Source organism: Streptomyces sp. NPDC005761 (genome assembly GCF_040630635.1).
In the GTDB taxonomy this organism is placed as follows: Bacteria; Actinomycetota; Actinomycetes; order Streptomycetales; family Streptomycetaceae; genus Streptomyces.
In genome coordinates, this window is the sequence record NZ_JBEXXX010000013.1 from 111,676 (window position 1) to 126,259 (window position 14,584).

Genomic DNA, 14,584 nt, shown 5'->3' on the forward strand with positions numbered 1-14,584 from the left:
CGGTGTGGGGCGTGCCGGAACCCGGTCCCGCGCGGGCGTAACCACGACAGTCAGGGCACAGGTCGGTCGGCGTGGTCCGGGGCGGTCAGTGCTGGTTGCCGCGGATGCCCCGGACGCCGTTCAGGATCATCGTGACGGCGGTGTCCGCGATCACGGCGGGCTCCTCGGCCACGCTCAGCTCGATACGCCGGACCGCCGCGTCCACGGAACCCTGGAGCAGCATGGCCGCCAGCCGGGGCTGCTCGTGTCCGAGGTCGCCGAGAGCCTCCACGATCATGGTGATCAGACCACCGTGCGCCGCCCGGATCTTCTCGCGTGCACCCGCATCCAGCTCGCTCGCCGAGATCGCGACGACGGCCCGGTGGCGGCGGTCCCCCACGAGGTCCAGCTGCCGCCGGACGTAGGCCTCGATCTTCTCCGCGGGCGTCCCCGCCCGCTCCATCGCGCTCTCGACCTCGGCCGCCCACACGGGGAAGTCGACGGCGCAGAGCTCTTCGACGACGGCGGCGCGGGAACGGAAGTATTCGTAGACGGAGGACCGTGCGAGACCCGTGCGTTCGGCGAGGGCGGGGAAGGTCAACGCCTCCGTGCCGCCCTCGGACAGCAGGGAGCGCGCTGCGTCCAGGAGGGCGCTGCGCTGCATGGTCCGGTGCTCGGCCACGGAGGCCGCTCGAATCCTGGGCACGCGACCACTCTACGGCGACCGGTGTTCGTGAGGGGGCGGGCGGCCCCGATCCCTGGCCGAAGCGCCTCTCCCGGGAGTCCGCCCGGTGCCCGTCCACGGCCTGCCCGGGCCCGTCCGCGGCGCCTCAGCGTCCGGCGTCGGCCAGCTTCGCGCGCAACTGCAGCACCGATTTGGTGTGGATCTGGCTGACCCGGCTCTCGGTGACCCCGAGGACGTTGCCGATCTCGGCGAGGGTCAGTCCCTCGTAGTAGTAGAGCGTGACGACCGTCTTCTCACGGTCCGGCAGGGTGTTGATCGCGCGGGCGAGCAGCCTTCTGAGCTCACGGCCCTCGGCCACTTCCACCGGGTTGTCGGCAGCGGTGTCCTCCAGCGTGTCCATCAGGCTCAGCCGGTCGCCGCCCTCACCGCCCACATGGAGCAGTTCCTCCAGGGCGACGACGTTCGCGAGCGACAACTGGCTGAAAACCGCATGCAGTTCTTCCAGAGCGATGCCCATCTCGGCGGCGACCTCCGCCTCCGAGGGCGTGCGTCGCAGTTGCGCCTCCAGGGTGGCGTAGGCGCGCTCCACCGCCCGCGCCTTCTGGCGCACGGAACGCGGGATCCAGTCCAGCGCCCGCAGTTCGTCGATCATCGCGCCCCGGATGCGGGTGATCGCGTACGTCTCGAACTTGATCGCGCGCTCGATGTCGAACTTCTCGATCGCGTCGATCAGGCCGAAGACCCCCGAGGAGACGAAGTCCGCCTGCTCGACGTTGGACGGCAGTCCCACGCTCACCCGGCCGGCGACGTACTTCACCAGGGGCGAGTAGTGCAGGATCAGCTGTTCCCGCAGCCGCCCGTCGCCCGTGGTCTTGTACGAACGCCACAACTCGTCGAGCGAGGAGGGGGCGGGCGGGCGCACAGTGCCACGCGCAGCCGCTGGTACTGCCGCGCGGTCAGACCCGGAGGTGTGCTGGGGCATGTGGTGCCTTGAGCCGTTCTGCCGTGAAGTGCTGGGGGACTTGTGTCTGGGCCGGAATCCTTGTGAGCGTAGCGTGACTGAAGTGTCGCGGTCCGCGCAGGATAAGGGATCGGTGCTGTGCGGTTCCCGGTGAACGGACATGGAGCGGAACGCGGCGACGGAGCGGACTGCGCACCTGGGCGAGGACATGACGGGCGTCCGGGGCCGTCACCTCGTGCGCCGGTCCCGGAGGCGTCGCCGACGTATCCACCGAGGTCATCGGCCTCACCTTTTCACCCGAATGCCCCAGGTCAAGAACCGCCTCGCCGCGCGTCGCCATTGCATGTCGGCCGCTTCGTCAACCTCCATCCGTCGCCTTCGCGTTCGACGAACCCCAGTGAGTGCAGTTCGTACAGCTTGCCGAGTGCCTCGTCCGCACTCGTCGCGGCAGCGCGCGCCACTTCCCGGCCGTCGACGGATCCGTGGGCCGGCAGCGCGTCAAGGACCCTGCCGCAGACGGGATCCAGGTGGTCGCGGGGCAGTATCGGCCCACGCCTCGGCGGAGCCAGATCCCCGATGTCACCGACCATCTCCGCGACTTCGGCGGCATCCGTCACCAGCACTCCCTCGCCCCGCAGGAGTTCGTGGACGCCTGCCGACAGACCGCTGGTCGCGGGGCCCGGTACTCCCATGGTGTGGCGGCCGAGTCGTTGCGCGCAGCGTGCCGTGACCAGCGAACCGCTGCGGTACTCGGCCTCGACGACGACGGTGCCTCGCGTCAACGCGGCGATCACCCGGTTCCGGAGGATGAATCTGCTGCGGGTGGGGTGGTCGGCCGGTGGCAGTTCACCCAGGACGAGCCCTTGTTCGACGATGCGTCCGATCAGTTCGGCGTGGCCGCGGGGGTAGGGGACATCCACCCCGCAGGCCAGTACCGCCATCGTCGCGCCGCCCGCGGCCAGGGCGCCCCGGTGAGCGGCCCCGTCGACCCCGAAGGCCGCCCCCGAGACGACCACCCACCCCCGCTCCGCGAGGCCCGCGGCGAGCGTCGTCGCCATGTGGGCCCCGTACGGGGTGCAGGCGCGGGCCCCGACCACGGCGACCGAGCGCAGTGCCCAGAGCCGCAGATCGGGCCTCCCCCGGACCCAGAGCCCCGTCGGTCTGACGTCCCCCAGGTCGTCCAGCTGGCTCGGCCACTCCCGGTCACCGGGGCAGACGAAGCGTCCCCCGGCCGAGGCCACCGCCCTCAGGTCCTCCTCCGGCTCGACGGTCCGGGCCCGCAGCCGGTAGGCGGCCAGCCGCTTCGCTGTCATCCCGCTCAGCTGCTCGGCTGAACCGTCCGGGGTGGTGATCCGCCGCATCAGCTCCACGCCACCGCATTCCCGCAGCCAGCGACCGCCGCGTACGTCACCCGGTTCCAGGACGCGGGTCAGCGCCGCCCTGGCGAGCCGCTCCCGGTCGCTCACCCCGCCGCAGCCCCCCGTCCCCCGCCCGGTCATGACGCCCCCGCCCCCATGGGGGCCCCGCGCGGAATCCCGGTGCGCAGTTCCAGGGCCACCCCGATGTCCGAGGCGTCCGGGCGGTCGGCGCCGCGCAGGTCCGCTACGGTCCACGCCACCCTCAGCACCCGGTCCAGACCCCGCGCCGTGAGCGTTCCCCGCTCCATGTCCCGCTCGGCCGCCATCAGCGCACCCGGGGCCGCGACCAGCCGGGTCCGCAGCTCATGGCCCGGCACCTCGCTGTTCGTGGTCCACGGGGTGCCCGCCAGCCGCTCCGCGGCCCGCGCCCGGGCCCTGAGCACCCGGGCGGCGACCGCGTCGGTCGACTCGCCCCTGCCGCCCCCGCCCATCAGGTCCTCGCGTCTGACGGGGTCGACGCTCACCCTCAGGTCCACCCGGTCCAGCAGCGGTCCGGAGAGCCTTGCCTGGTACCGGCGGACCGCCGAGGGCGGGCATTCGCACCCGGCTCCGCTCAGGGTGTGCCGCCCGCACGGGCAGGGGTTGGCGGCGAGCATCATCAGGAACCGGGCCGGCAGTCGCACCACGCCGGCGCTGCGGGCCACCACGACATGCCCCGACTCCAGCGGCTGGCGCAGCGCGTCCAGCGCCCGTACCGAGAATTCCGGCGCCTCGTCCAGAAAGAGAATCCCGCGATGCGCCAGTGAGACGGCGCCGGGGCGCGGCATCCCGTTGCCCCCGCCGACCAGCGACTGCATCGTCGCCGAGTGGTGCGGGGCGCAGTAGGGCGGCCGGGAGACCAGCGGTTCGCCCGGGGGGAGGATCCCCGCCACCGAGTGCACCGCGGTCACCTCGAGGGCTTCCTGCCTGGTCAGCGGCGGCAGGATGGCGGGCAGCCGCTCGGCCAGCATGGTCTTGCCCGCGCCCGGCGGTCCTGAGAGCAGGAGGTGGTGTCCGCCCGCGGCGGCGACCTCCAGGGCCATGCGCGGGCGCTCCTGACCCGCGACGTCGGCCAGATCCGGACGGCTGCTCTCACCGTGCGACGAGCCCCTGGCGATCCCGGTGCCCATACCGGCGCCGGGCACCATCAGCCCGGCCAGCATGGTGTCGGGGCGCCCTTGATCGTGGGGCTCCGGCTCCTGAGGCACCGGTTCGTCGCAGAGTACGGCGATCAGTTGCCGCAGGCTCCGGACCCCGAGCACGGAGACCCCGGGAACCAGGGCGGCCTCGCCCGCGGTCTGCTCGGGGACGACCACCTGCCGGTACCCGGCCTCCGCCGCCGCCAGGACGGCGGGCAGCACCCCGCGGACGGGTCGCACCCTGCCGTCCAGTCCCAGCTCCCCGATCATCACCACGTCGGCGATCGACGCGGGATCGATCCGCTCCGCCGCGCCGAGCACGGCGCAGGCGACGGCCAGGTCGAAACCGGACCCGCTCTTGGGGACCGACGCGGGTGACAGCCCCACGGTGAGCTTCTTCTGCGGCCACTCCGCCCCGGAGTTGACCACAGCGGCCCTGACCCGGTCCCGGCTTTCCACCAGACTCTTGTCCGGCAGTCCCACCAGGGTGAACGCCGCGACCCCGGGCTCCAGATCCGCCTGGACCTCCACCACCACGCCCTCGACACCGACGCGTGCCACCGAGCAGGCTCGCGCGAACGCCATCAGGCCACCCCCCGCGCATGCTCCGCCAGGGGCGCTCCGCGCCTGGGCAGCACCACACCGACCAGGTCGATCCGCACCCCACCGGGCGGCGAACCGCCGTGCCGTGCCAGCCAGAGCCCGGCCAGCCGCCGCAGTCGGTCCGCCTTGGCCGGTGTGACCGCGGCCATCGGGTGCTCGAAAGCCCCCGCTCTACGGGTCTTCACCTCGCAGATGACGAGCGCGTCACCGTCCCTTGCGACGATGTCGATCTCGCCGGCGCGACAGCGCCAGTTCCGTTCCAGTACGGACATGCCGGCATCGGTCAGCAGCCGTGCCGCCAGGTCCTCGCCGTACCGCCCGAGTGCCCCCCGTGCGTTCATATCGGCACCACCTCCGGCACCGACTGTGACGCGTCCGCCACCAACTAGTGGATCTTGGTGGACAACCGGGCCGTTGTGGACAACTCAGCCACCCGGAAGCTCGAGATCGCTCTTGTTGAGCTCCTCGATGTTTACGTCCTTGAACGTCAGGACCCGGACCTGCTTGACGAACCGTGCGGGCCGGTACATGTCCCAGACCCAGGCATCCGCCATGGACACCTCGAAAAACACCTCGCCCTGAACCGAGTGCACCTGCATCTCGTAGTCGTTGGTGAGGTAGAAGCGCCGTTCGGTCTCGATCACATATTTGAACAGACCGACGACATCGCGGTACTCCCGGTAGAGCTTCAGCTCCATCTCGGTCTCGTACTTCTCGAGGTCCTCGGCGCTCATTGGCATGTTCCCCTTCAGCCGTGCGTTCCCCCATTGTGCGCCAGGGACCGTTACCCCCGGTCGCTCAGGCGACTTCAGGGGCAAGAACCAGCGGCGTACGCGGAGGACCCTCGTCGAGCAGCGTGCGCAGCAGCTCGGCGAGTCTGGTCGGGTACACCGTCTCACGCGCCGCCGACAGTTCGGCGGAGGTCCACCACCTCAGACCCGTGACACTGCGGCGTTCCAGCCCGGTCTGCCCGCTGGTGTCCGTCGCGGTCTGCGTCGTGCGGGCCAGGAAGTACCACTCGTCCTGGTCCCAGCGCCGCCCGTCGAACGGGAAGGAGCACATCCGCTGCCAGAGCAGCGGGCCCAGCTCGACGTCCGTGATGCCGGTCTCCTCGGCCAGTTCGCGCAGGGCGGCCTGCTCGCGGGTCTCGTCGCCCTCGAGGCCGCCACCGGGCGTGAACCACCAGGTGCTCGCCGGATCCTCCGGTTCGAACCCGTGCATCAACAGAATGCGGTCTTCCGGATCGAGTAGCACCAGGCGGGCGACCTTGCGCGTCTCAGCGGGCACCAGCGGTCGCCCTCTCCTGCCTGTTCCGCTTCGAGCGGGCCGACCGCCCCGCGAGCGGTCCGTACACGGCTCCGCCCAGGATGAGCACCACGCCGCCCGCCATGGCCCCGAGCTGGAGCTTCAGCGGCCCCTGGGCGGACACCCCGCCGGGCAGGGCGGCAAAGGCCTGCGGCCGCCCGATCATGCCGCCCAGCGGCCAGGCCACGGCGTCCACCCGGGCCTGTACGGCGCTGCGCGGCACCGATCCCTGCCCGCCCTCCTCCAGGTGGACACGGGAGTCCAGCGAGGACCTGCGGTCGTCGCCCAGGAGGAAGAGCTTGTCCTTCGGCACCTCGGCCGTGAAGTCGTTCGCCGAGGCCGGGTCACCGGCCTGAAGATACGATTCCGCGACGGGTATGCCGTTGACCGTCAGCCGGCCGTCCTTCTCGCAGCAGGCGATCTTGTCGCCGCCGATCCCGACGACCCGCTTCACCATCGGCATGTCACCCCACGCCTCATCGGTGAACACCACCACATCGCCCCGGTGCACCTCGCTGCCGTCCACCCGCTGCGCGAGGACCCGGTCGCCGGCGTTCACCGTCGGGGTCATCGACTCGGTCGGCACCGTGTACGGCCGGTACACCACGGCCGCCCAGGCGAACCCGCCGAGGAAGAGCACACAGCCGATGGCCACCGCCAGCCCCGACAGCTTGCTGCCGAGCCGGCCGCGGCCGTCTCCCGTACGTCCTGTTGCACTCATCGCAGCATCCCTCATCGGAGATCGACAATCGCTGATCCGAGTCGGCACCCTACCCGGCGGTACGCCCGCCGGTCAGCCTCCTGCGGCGCCACAGCACGAGAGGCAACGCACCGGCGACGCCGACTGCCCCCGGGGCCAGGCCCGCCGCGGCGCCGATCCCCGGCTGGTCGAAGGTGTCCGGGACCGACAGCATCGCCCAGCGATTGACCGGCCACGCCACCACGACGGCCCGCCCCACCACGTCCTCGACGGGCACGAAGCCCTTGGTCGCGTCATCGGTGTGATAGCGCGAGTCCGAGGAGTCCTGCCGGTGGTCGCCCATGACCCAGATCTTTCCCTCGGGCACGGTGAACGGCCCGAACGGCTTGTCGTCGCACGCCGAGTCCCCCGGGTAGATGTACGGCTCGTCGAGTGCCTTCCCGTTGACCTCGACCGGACCGCCCTTCGCACACTCCACGGTGTCGCCGCCCACCGCGATCGTCCGCTTGATCAGGTCCTTCTCCTCGGCCGACGGCATCAGGCCGATGAAGCTCAGGAAGTCCTGCACCACATTCGACTCGGGTGTCGGTTCCCCGGCCAGCCACTTGGCCGGATCATGGAACACCACCACCTCACCGCGCTCGGGCTCCGAGCCGAACCAGGGCGTCAGCTTGTCGACCAGCACCCGGTCGCCCCGCTGAAGCGTGTTCTGCATCGAATCCGACGGGATCGAGAACGCCTGCACCAGGAATGTCTTGATCAGCAACGCGAGGACGAGAGCGACGGCGATCAACAGCGGCAGCTCCTTCCAGAAGGGCCGCTGCTTCCGCACCTTGCCGCCGCCCGCGTCCGCAGTCCTCGTATCCGCGGGAGCGTCCGGACCCGATGGCTCTTCCGGCGGACCGACGGCAAGATCGGCGGGCTGACCGGGACGGTCGGGCGACTTCGCAGGCTCTTCATGTCCAGGTCGTGCACCGGCAGCCATGTCCGTCACGTTCCAACCCTCAATCTGTGGCCTACACCTGCTCCAGGACCTGTTCGTTCAAGCCCACTGCTTCGTACAACGAACGGGAGTTCCGCAGGAACTGCGTCCTTACCGCCGGCCGGCTCCGGGCCGCCCACCAACGAAAACCGCCCTTCCGTTGCTCGTCGAGCAATCGGAGGGCGGTTCATCCGTGCCATGTCTCAGCTTCTCGGTGAATCGGCAGGATTCACCCGGTCATGACGAGCTGCCGTGCACTTCTGCCGACCGGAATCGGGCGTCGGCCCGCCGGCGCCGCCAGAACACGAACGGCACAGCTCCGGCGATGCCGATCGCACCGGGCGCCACGGACATCGCCGCGTTCAGCCCCGGCTGGTCGAAGGTCTTCGGGATCGGCAGCGTCGCCCAGCGGTTGACCGGCCATGCGATGACCACGGCCCGGCCGACCACCTCGTCGGTGGAGACGGTGCCACCGCCCGGCAGTTCCTGGTGGTAGCGCGAGTCGAGGGAGTTCTGACGGTGATCACCCATCACCCAGATACGGTCCTTGGGGATCTTGATCGGCCCGAACGGCTCGTCATTGCAGGGCGTGTTTCCCGCGAAGATGAACGACTTGTCGTCCAGCGCCTTGCCGTTGACCGTGACAGGCCCGTTCTTCTTGCACTCCACCGTGTCGCCGCCGATCGCGATGACACGTTTGATCAGGTCCTTCTCCTCGGCCGAGGGCATCAGGCCGATGAAGCTCAGGAACTTCTGCACCACGTTCGGGTCGGGAGCCGCGGTGTCCTCCAGCCAGCCGCCCGGGTCATGGAAGACGACCACTTCACCGCGCTCGGGCTCCGAGCCGAACCAGGGCGTCAGCTTGTCGACCAGCACCCGGTCGCCCCGCTGAAGCGTGTTCTGCATCGAATCCGACGGGATCGAGAACGCCTGCACCAGGAATGTCTTGATCAGCAGCGCGAGGATGAGCGCGATGCCGATGAGGAGGGGCAGTTCCTTCCAGAAGGAGCGGGGCTTCTTCTGCGCCGTGCTGCCGCTGCCCGGGGAGCCGCCGTCACTCTCCGCCGGGTCCGCCGTCGTCCCGGCGGACTCGGCGTTCTCCGGATTGCCCGGCCGGTCCTCGGGCTCGTCGTGTCCGGATCGTGCGCCGACCGCCAAATCCCCCACATCCACTCCTTATTCCGTGCCACCGCCTGCGCCCTAGCCGGTGCAGGCCCACCACTCCCATAACGAGCGGGAGTTCCGCAGGGGTCGGGAGCCGGATCAATCCGTTGGGATCCGGGGACACACTATTCGACGGCCGGGCGGCAGCGGCCGTCCCGGCGCGCGCGTCCGGGACGGCGGAGAACGCCGAACGTTCCTCCAACCGGCGCCAGTGTCCGAAGGGCCAGGCGATCACCACGGCCCTTCCCACTACCGCATCTTCGGAAACCGTGCCGTGACCTGTCTTGTCCAGGTGGAAGCGCGAATCCGCCGAATTGGAGCGATGGTCCCCCATCACGAAGATTCTCCCGGCAGGAACCTTTACCTCGAATTTGATCGTGGAGGGCGAATCGCCGGGAAAGATGTACGGCTCGTCGACCGCCACCCCGTTCACGATGAGCCTGCCGTCCTGCTCGCAGCATTTCACCGTGTCACCGCCGACAGCGACCACCCGCTTGATCAGATCCTGCTCGTCGTCGGAGGGCAGCAGCCCGATGAAGGTCAGTACCTCCTTCACCTGCTTGATGACGACGGGTGACTCCTTGGACTCCGCCACCGGATTCGGCGGCGGCCAGTCGGAGGGGTTCTTGAACACGACGACGTCGCCGCGCTGCGGCTCGGACCCGAACCAGGGCGTCAGCTTGTCCACGAGCACCCGGTCCCCGATCCGGATGGTCTGCTCCATCGAACCCGACGGGATCACGAAGGCCTGCACCAGAAACGTCTTGAGGACCAGCGCGATCAGCAGCGCCACGGTGATGAGGAGGGGTATCTCCTTCACCGCCGACCTGCGCCGCTTCCGCTTCACCTTGCGGGCGAGCTTGCGCCGCTCCGCGCGGGTGGGCAGCGAGCGCGCCGCCGTCGGCCGGGTGCCGGTGGGAAGCGGAATCTCCGGATCCGCGGCGCCCGGCCTCCGCCCGCGGTTACCCATGCGCCGAACCGGGCGTGCGTATGCCGTCGAAGGCCGCGGTGTCCCGAACGGCCCCGATCCGGCCCAGCGGCCAGCCGAGCCAGTCGGCCCTGCCGATCACCTTGTCGACGGGCACCATGCCGCCCCCCGGCTCACCCAGATGGTCGCGGGAGTCGCGGGAATTGCTCCGGTGGTCACCCATCATCCAGAGCGTGCCGTCCGGTACGACGATGTCGAAGGGCGCCCGCGAGGGCGCGTCCCCCGCGAACAGGTAGTCCTCGTTCACCGGCCGGCCGTTCACCTCGACCCTCCCGCGCTTGTCGCAGCAGACCACCCGGTCGCCCCCCACGCCCACCACCCGCTTCACGAAGTCGGTCTCGGCGGGCTCCGCGAGCCCGAGGGAGGCCGCCGCCCCGTGCAGCAGGCCGGTCACGGGGTTCTCCGACGGCGCCTCCTGGACGAAGGAGCCCGTCCCGTCGAAAACCACCACGTCGCCGCGCCGGGGTACGGAGCCGAAACGGTACGCCAATTTGTTGACGAGCACCCGGTCCCCGATCTGCAGGGTGGACTCCATCGAGCCGCTGGGAATCAGGAAGGGCTGCACCACGAACGTGCTGAGGAGCAGCACGCCGACCGCACAGACGGCGCCGAGGGCAAGGGTGCGCCGCCACGACATCGAGGCGGCGAAACGGTTCGTGATACGCGAAAAGCGCGACCCCTCCTCCGTTCCCGTAGCGGGTGCGGAGGAGCGGTCGCGCTCCAGGTGCTCTGCTTCCGTGTCCATCGGGGCCAGAGCTTATCCGGCCGTCCTGTGGACCAGGGAGTCAGCTCAGCGGTCGCGCTTCTCCTTGATCTTCGCGGCCTTGCCGCGCAGCTCACGGAGGAAGTACAGCTTGGCGCGACGCACGTCACCGCGGGTGATGAGCTCGATCTTCTCGAAGATCGGGCTGTGCACCGGGAAGGTGCGCTCGACGCCGACCTGGAAGGTCACCTTGCGGACCGTGAAGGTCTCGCTGATGCCCGCGCCCTGGCGGCGGATGACAATGCCCTTGAACTGCTGGATACGGGAGCGGTTGCCCTCGATCACGCGGACGTGAACGTTGACGGTGTCGCCGGGGCGGAACGCCGGGAGGTCGGTACGCAGCGAAGCGGCGTTGACGTCATCGAGCAGGGAAGCCATGGTGTCTGCTTTCTTCGCCGATGCCACAGGTCATCGACGGGAGAGTGATGAGTTAGGGGTGCTGATCGCGTCGGACGGGCGTCGTTCCCCCTGTGGCAGGGGCGCACGCGGACGTACAGCAGCGGCCTATTGTTCCACGGCCTGGGGCCTGCGCCAAAATCGGCCGCCGGGCTCCGGCGACCAGCCCAGGATGGAGAGCATCTCGCGGTCCTTCTTGTCGAAGACGCTCGCCTCGCAACGCTCGATCAGATCGGGGCGGTGGAGTGCGGTACGGCGGAAGGCCTCATCCCTGCGCCAGCGCGCGATCCGCCCGTGGTGGCCGCTGAGCAGCACGTCCGGGATCCCCCGGCCGCGCCACTCGGGCGGCTTGGTGTAGACGGGGCCCTCCAGCAGGTTGGCCATCGCGCCGGGGGCGAAGGAGTCGTCCCGGTGCGACTCGGCGTTACCGAGCACGCCCGGCAGCAGCCTGGCCACCGCCTCCGTGATCACCAGCACCGCGGCTTCGCCGCCGGCCAGCACGTAGTCGCCGATGGACACCTCGACGACCGGCATCCTGGTGGCGTACTCCTCCGTCACCCGCCGGTCGATGCCCTCGTAGCGGGCCGGGGTGAAGATCAGCCAGGGCCGCTCGGACAGTTCGACGGCGAGTTCCTGGGTGAACGGCCGGCCGCTCGGCGTGGGCACCACGAGCACCGGGGAGTGCGCCCCGGACTCGTACCCGTCCGCCAGGGCCTCGTCCAGCGCGTCGCCCCAGGGCTCGGTCTTCATGACCATGCCGGGGCCGCCGCCGTAGGGGGTGTCGTCGACCGTGTTGTGGCGGTCGTACGTCCACTCCCGCAGATCGTGTACCTGCACGTCGAGGCGTCCGCGGGCGCGGGCCTTGCCGACGAGCGAGACGTTCAGCGGTTCGAGGTACTCGGGGAAGATCGTGACGACGTCGAGGCGCATCAAAGGTCTTTCCCGGCTTCGTCGGAGCCGTCCTCGGCCGAACCGGACTCGGCGGCAGCCGCCTCCTCGTCGCGTGTGGACACCACGACGGCCTGGCTCTCGTCGATCAGCCCGGGCGGCGGTGTGATCACCGCGCGCTGCTCCTCCAGGTCGATCTCGGCGACGATCTCCTCGACGAACGGGATCATGACCTCGGTGCCGTCGGGACGCTCCACGATGAAGAGGTCCTGGGACGGCAGGTGCGTGATCTCGGTGATGCGGCCGATCTCGGTGCCGTCGGCGAGGACGACGTCGAGGTCCATCAGCTGATGGTCGTAGAACTCCTCGGGGTCCTCCGGGAGCTCAGCCGGGTCGATTTCCGCGATCAGCAGCGTGTTGCGCAGCGCCTCGGCAGCCGTACGGTCCCGTACGCCCTCGAAGCGCAGCAGCAGCCTGCCGCTGTGCACCCGGCCGGTCTCGATCGTCAGCGGCCCGGTCGAGGCCGGCTCGGTGGCCAGTACGGCGCCGGGCCCGAGCCGGAGTTCCGGCTCGTCCGTGCGCACCTCGACGGTGACCTCGCCCTTGATGCCGTGGGCGCGACCGATCCGCGCGACTACCAACTGCACCTTGTGTCTCTCCTGTCGTACGACGACGGGCCGGGGTGGGCACATAGCCCTCCCCGGCCCGTGCCGGTGTTCAACTCTGTCAGCGAACCTGGTCCACGTCGACGAGGTCGACGCGGATACCACGGCCGCCGATGGCGCCCACGACGGTACGCAGTGCGCGTGCGGTGCGACCGTTGCGGCCGATCACCTTCCCGAGGTCATCGGGATGGACCCGAACCTCGAGCACACGACCACGACGCAGGGTGCGCGAGGCGACCTGCACGTCGTCGGGGTTGTCGACGATGCCTTTCACGAGGTGCTCGAGAGCCTCCTCGAGCATGCTCAGGCCTCGGTCGACTCGGCGGGCGCGGCAGCGTCAGCAGCCTCGTCCGCCTTCTTGTCGGCCTTCTTCGCCTTCTGCGTGATGGCCTCGCCCTTGGACTCCTCGCCGGCGTCCTTGGTGAGGGCCTCGAACAGGGCGCGCTTGTCAGGCTTGGGCTCCGGCTGCAGCAGCGGCGCGGGGGCCGGGAGGCCCTTGTGCGCCTGCCAGTCACCGGTGAGCTTCAGGATCGCGAGAACCGGCTCGGTCGGCTGGGCGCCGACGGACAGCCAGTACTGCGCGCGCTCTGCGTTGACCTCGATGCGCGAGGGGTTCTGCACCGGGTGGTACAGGCCGATCTCCTCGATGGCCCGGCCGTCACGGCGGGTACGGGAGTCGGCGACGACGATGCGGTAGTGAGGCGAACGGATCTTGCCCAGACGCTTCAGCTTGATCTTGACTGCCACGGAAGTGGTGTCTCCTGGTCTATGACGTGGTTGGGCACAACGAAGATGCCACGTGGGGTTGCGGTACTCGGAGTGCCCGACGGACGCGTCAGCCGGAGGAGAGAGGGGTCCTATGCGACTGTCGAGTACAGCTAGCCATTGTGCCACACCCCGTGGCCTCACCCCACCGCGGCCACTGCCTCCGGGATCTGGAACGGCTTTCCGCAGCCGCCGCAGACGATGGGGGCCTGCGCGAGGACCGAGGGGACGACGCGCACATTGCGCCCGCAGTCGCAGACGGCCTTGACCCGCACGCCTCCTCCGGAGGACCCGTGCCGGGCCGCGGGCCCGCGGAACGAACGCTTGGTGTCGGCGGCGGTGGCGACGGTGTGCGCCTTGAGGGCGCGCTGCAGCCGCTCCATCGTCGGCCGGTACCGGCGCTTGGCTTCGGGATTGAGCGTGACCAGCGAGAAGCCACTGCTGGGGTGGGGCTCCTCGGCGTGATCGAGGCCCAGCTCCTCGGCGATCGCGAGGAATCGACGGTTGTGGTATCGGCCGGCGCGCGAGGTGTCACGGACACCTCGGGCGGCGGCAATGCCGTGGACTGCCTCATGGAGCAGTCGCTCGAAGGAGAGTTCGGCGCCACAGGCGGACGAGGACTCTCCGATCAGGGACTCGGGCGCGGCAAGATCGGGCAGCTCGGGGTGGTACCGCTGAATGTCGGCCCACGCCTGTGCCAGCTCTGCGGCAAGTACAGGTGGTGTCGTGCTCACGTCGTGACAACGAGCGCGAGTGCCCCGGTGTTCCGATTCCGGGCCATCCCAAATATTTTGCACGTACCAGTCAGTTGCCGTTCATGCGTCCTGACGAGGGCGGGTGCGCTGATCTGCGGAGAAGACGCACAGCTCGCACCAAGGTGGTACGTAGCGCCGTGTACGCCCCGGCGCGTAGACGGCGTGCACGCCCGCCCTCCGGTGAGGCGGGCGCCGGGCCCGGACACCGACACTACCCGCGGCGCGCTGCGGCCCCCACGCCCCGCCCCCGAGCAGCATCGCAGCCACCCCACGGCCCGTCCCGGAGCGCTCGACGTGCCTGCCTTCGCCCGCCGGGTGAGACTGGGACCGCAGTGCGGGAAGGCAGAACCTCCGGGCCCCCTGTCCACGGGTGTCCCGGCCCCGGGCGCATCGCCGGGCGCAGCCGCGGGCAACCATTGCCCGTAGACCCCTGGACGCGGCGGCGGATG

General features: G+C 70.0%; 18 protein-coding genes. All 18 read right to left on the minus strand.

From position 1 onward, the window contains the following. Positions 1-85: 85 nt before the first annotated feature. The 18 genes from ABZ434_RS15380 to ABZ434_RS15465 all read right to left on the minus strand — a co-directional run bounded on the left by ABZ434_RS15380 (position 86) and on the right by ABZ434_RS15465 (position 14,114). Entirely contained in the window at positions 86-661 is a 576-nt protein-coding gene (locus tag ABZ434_RS15380) for a helix-turn-helix domain-containing protein (protein WP_359135850.1), read from the minus strand. 148 nt (positions 662-809) lie between these two features. Beyond that, a complete protein-coding gene (whiG, locus tag ABZ434_RS15385) occupies positions 810-1,646 on the minus strand; it encodes an RNA polymerase sigma factor WhiG (protein ID WP_359135761.1) in 837 nt (278 codons plus the stop codon). Positions 1,647-1,936: 290 nt separating this feature from the next. Continuing rightward, positions 1,937-3,124: a DNA-processing protein DprA gene (gene dprA, locus ABZ434_RS15390; RefSeq protein ID WP_359135764.1), complete on the minus strand. Its 1,188-nt coding sequence runs from the start codon at positions 3,122-3,124 to the stop codon at positions 1,937-1,939. After that, positions 3,121-4,746 (minus strand): YifB family Mg chelatase-like AAA ATPase, encoded by a 1,626-nt coding sequence (locus tag ABZ434_RS15395; protein ID WP_359135766.1) that lies wholly within the window; start codon positions 4,744-4,746, stop codon positions 3,121-3,123. Before ABZ434_RS15395 ends, dprA begins: the two co-directional genes overlap by 4 nt. Next, complete coding sequence (locus ABZ434_RS15400; RefSeq protein WP_359135768.1) at positions 4,746-5,105, minus strand: YraN family protein; 360 nt, start codon at positions 5,103-5,105, stop codon at positions 4,746-4,748. Before ABZ434_RS15400 ends, ABZ434_RS15395 begins: the two co-directional genes overlap by 1 nt. Before the next feature lie 84 nt (positions 5,106-5,189). Next, the gene (locus ABZ434_RS15405) at positions 5,190-5,498 is read right to left on the minus strand and encodes a DUF2469 domain-containing protein (RefSeq protein WP_003965949.1); all 309 of its coding nucleotides are present in this window, start codon (positions 5,496-5,498) and stop codon (positions 5,190-5,192) included. A gap of 64 nt (positions 5,499-5,562) precedes the next feature. Then, complete coding sequence (locus ABZ434_RS15410) at positions 5,563-6,051, minus strand: NUDIX hydrolase (protein ID WP_359135770.1); 489 nt, start codon at positions 6,049-6,051, stop codon at positions 5,563-5,565. Beyond that, positions 6,041-6,790: a signal peptidase I gene (lepB, locus tag ABZ434_RS15415; RefSeq protein ID WP_359135772.1), complete on the minus strand. Its 750-nt coding sequence runs from the start codon at positions 6,788-6,790 to the stop codon at positions 6,041-6,043. The genes ABZ434_RS15410 and lepB (ABZ434_RS15415) overlap by 11 nt, the downstream gene beginning before the upstream one ends. A gap of 49 nt (positions 6,791-6,839) precedes the next feature. Continuing rightward, positions 6,840-7,754, minus strand: a complete 915-nt coding sequence (gene lepB / locus ABZ434_RS15420) for a signal peptidase I (RefSeq protein WP_359135774.1) — start codon at positions 7,752-7,754, stop codon at positions 6,840-6,842. A gap of 234 nt (positions 7,755-7,988) precedes the next feature. Next, positions 7,989-8,909: a signal peptidase I gene (gene lepB / locus ABZ434_RS15425; protein ID WP_359135852.1), complete on the minus strand. Its 921-nt coding sequence runs from the start codon at positions 8,907-8,909 to the stop codon at positions 7,989-7,991. Next, entirely contained in the window at positions 8,806-9,885 is a 1,080-nt protein-coding gene (gene lepB, locus ABZ434_RS15430; RefSeq protein WP_359135776.1) for a signal peptidase I, read from the minus strand. The genes lepB (ABZ434_RS15425) and lepB (ABZ434_RS15430) overlap by 104 nt, the downstream gene beginning before the upstream one ends. Next, on the minus strand, positions 9,878-10,648 hold the full coding sequence (gene lepB / locus ABZ434_RS15435) for a signal peptidase I (protein WP_359135778.1): 771 nt from the start codon (positions 10,646-10,648) through the stop codon (positions 9,878-9,880). The genes lepB (ABZ434_RS15430) and lepB (ABZ434_RS15435) overlap by 8 nt, the downstream gene beginning before the upstream one ends. Before the next feature lie 45 nt (positions 10,649-10,693). Continuing rightward, positions 10,694-11,044 carry a 50S ribosomal protein L19 gene (gene rplS / locus ABZ434_RS15440; RefSeq protein WP_359135780.1) on the minus strand — a complete coding sequence of 117 codons (351 nt, stop codon included), beginning with the start codon at positions 11,042-11,044 and terminating at the stop codon, positions 10,694-10,696. A gap of 126 nt (positions 11,045-11,170) precedes the next feature. Continuing rightward, positions 11,171-11,992 (minus strand): tRNA (guanosine(37)-N1)-methyltransferase TrmD, encoded by an 822-nt coding sequence (trmD, locus tag ABZ434_RS15445; RefSeq protein WP_359135782.1) that lies wholly within the window; start codon positions 11,990-11,992, stop codon positions 11,171-11,173. Further along, positions 11,992-12,597, minus strand: coding sequence for a ribosome maturation factor RimM (gene rimM / locus ABZ434_RS15450; protein ID WP_359135784.1), 606 nt, complete (start codon positions 12,595-12,597; stop codon positions 11,992-11,994). The genes trmD and rimM overlap by 1 nt, the downstream gene beginning before the upstream one ends. Positions 12,598-12,676: 79 nt before the next feature. Continuing rightward, positions 12,677-12,916, minus strand: coding sequence for an RNA-binding protein (locus ABZ434_RS15455; protein ID WP_003980229.1), 240 nt, complete (start codon positions 12,914-12,916; stop codon positions 12,677-12,679). Between the two features lie 2 nt (positions 12,917-12,918). After that, entirely contained in the window at positions 12,919-13,362 is a 444-nt protein-coding gene (gene rpsP, locus ABZ434_RS15460) for a 30S ribosomal protein S16 (RefSeq protein WP_136329608.1), read from the minus strand. A gap of 158 nt (positions 13,363-13,520) precedes the next feature. Further along, positions 13,521-14,114, minus strand: coding sequence for a hypothetical protein (locus ABZ434_RS15465; RefSeq protein ID WP_359135786.1), 594 nt, complete (start codon positions 14,112-14,114; stop codon positions 13,521-13,523). Positions 14,115-14,584: the final 470 nt, after the last annotated feature.

Coding starts and splice junctions, on each gene's coding strand:
- ABZ434_RS15395 (WP_359135766.1), bottom strand. CDS start 4,746: ATGGCGTTCGCGCGAGCCTGCTCGGTGGCACGCGTCGGTGTCGAGGGC.
- ABZ434_RS15400 (WP_359135768.1), bottom strand. CDS start 5,105: ATGAACGCACGGGGGGCACTCGGGCGGTACGGCGAGGACCTGGCGGCA.
- ABZ434_RS15455 (WP_003980229.1), bottom strand. CDS start 12,916: ATGCTCGAGGAGGCTCTCGAGCACCTCGTGAAAGGCATCGTCGACAAC.
- whiG (WP_359135761.1), bottom strand. CDS start 1,646: ATGCCCCAGCACACCTCCGGGTCTGACCGCGCGGCAGTACCAGCGGCT.
- ABZ434_RS15405 (WP_003965949.1), bottom strand. CDS start 5,498: ATGAGCGCCGAGGACCTCGAGAAGTACGAGACCGAGATGGAGCTGAAG.
- dprA (WP_359135764.1), bottom strand. CDS start 3,124: ATGACCGGGCGGGGGACGGGGGGCTGCGGCGGGGTGAGCGACCGGGAG.
- trmD (WP_359135782.1), bottom strand. CDS start 11,992: ATGCGCCTCGACGTCGTCACGATCTTCCCCGAGTACCTCGAACCGCTG.
- lepB (WP_359135778.1), bottom strand. CDS start 10,648: ATGGACACGGAAGCAGAGCACCTGGAGCGCGACCGCTCCTCCGCACCC.
- lepB (WP_359135772.1), bottom strand. CDS start 6,790: ATGAGTGCAACAGGACGTACGGGAGACGGCCGCGGCCGGCTCGGCAGC.
- lepB (WP_359135774.1), bottom strand. CDS start 7,754: ATGGCTGCCGGTGCACGACCTGGACATGAAGAGCCTGCGAAGTCGCCC.
- lepB (WP_359135776.1), bottom strand. CDS start 9,885: ATGGGTAACCGCGGGCGGAGGCCGGGCGCCGCGGATCCGGAGATTCCG.
- rplS (WP_359135780.1), bottom strand. CDS start 11,044: ATGGCTTCCCTGCTCGATGACGTCAACGCCGCTTCGCTGCGTACCGAC.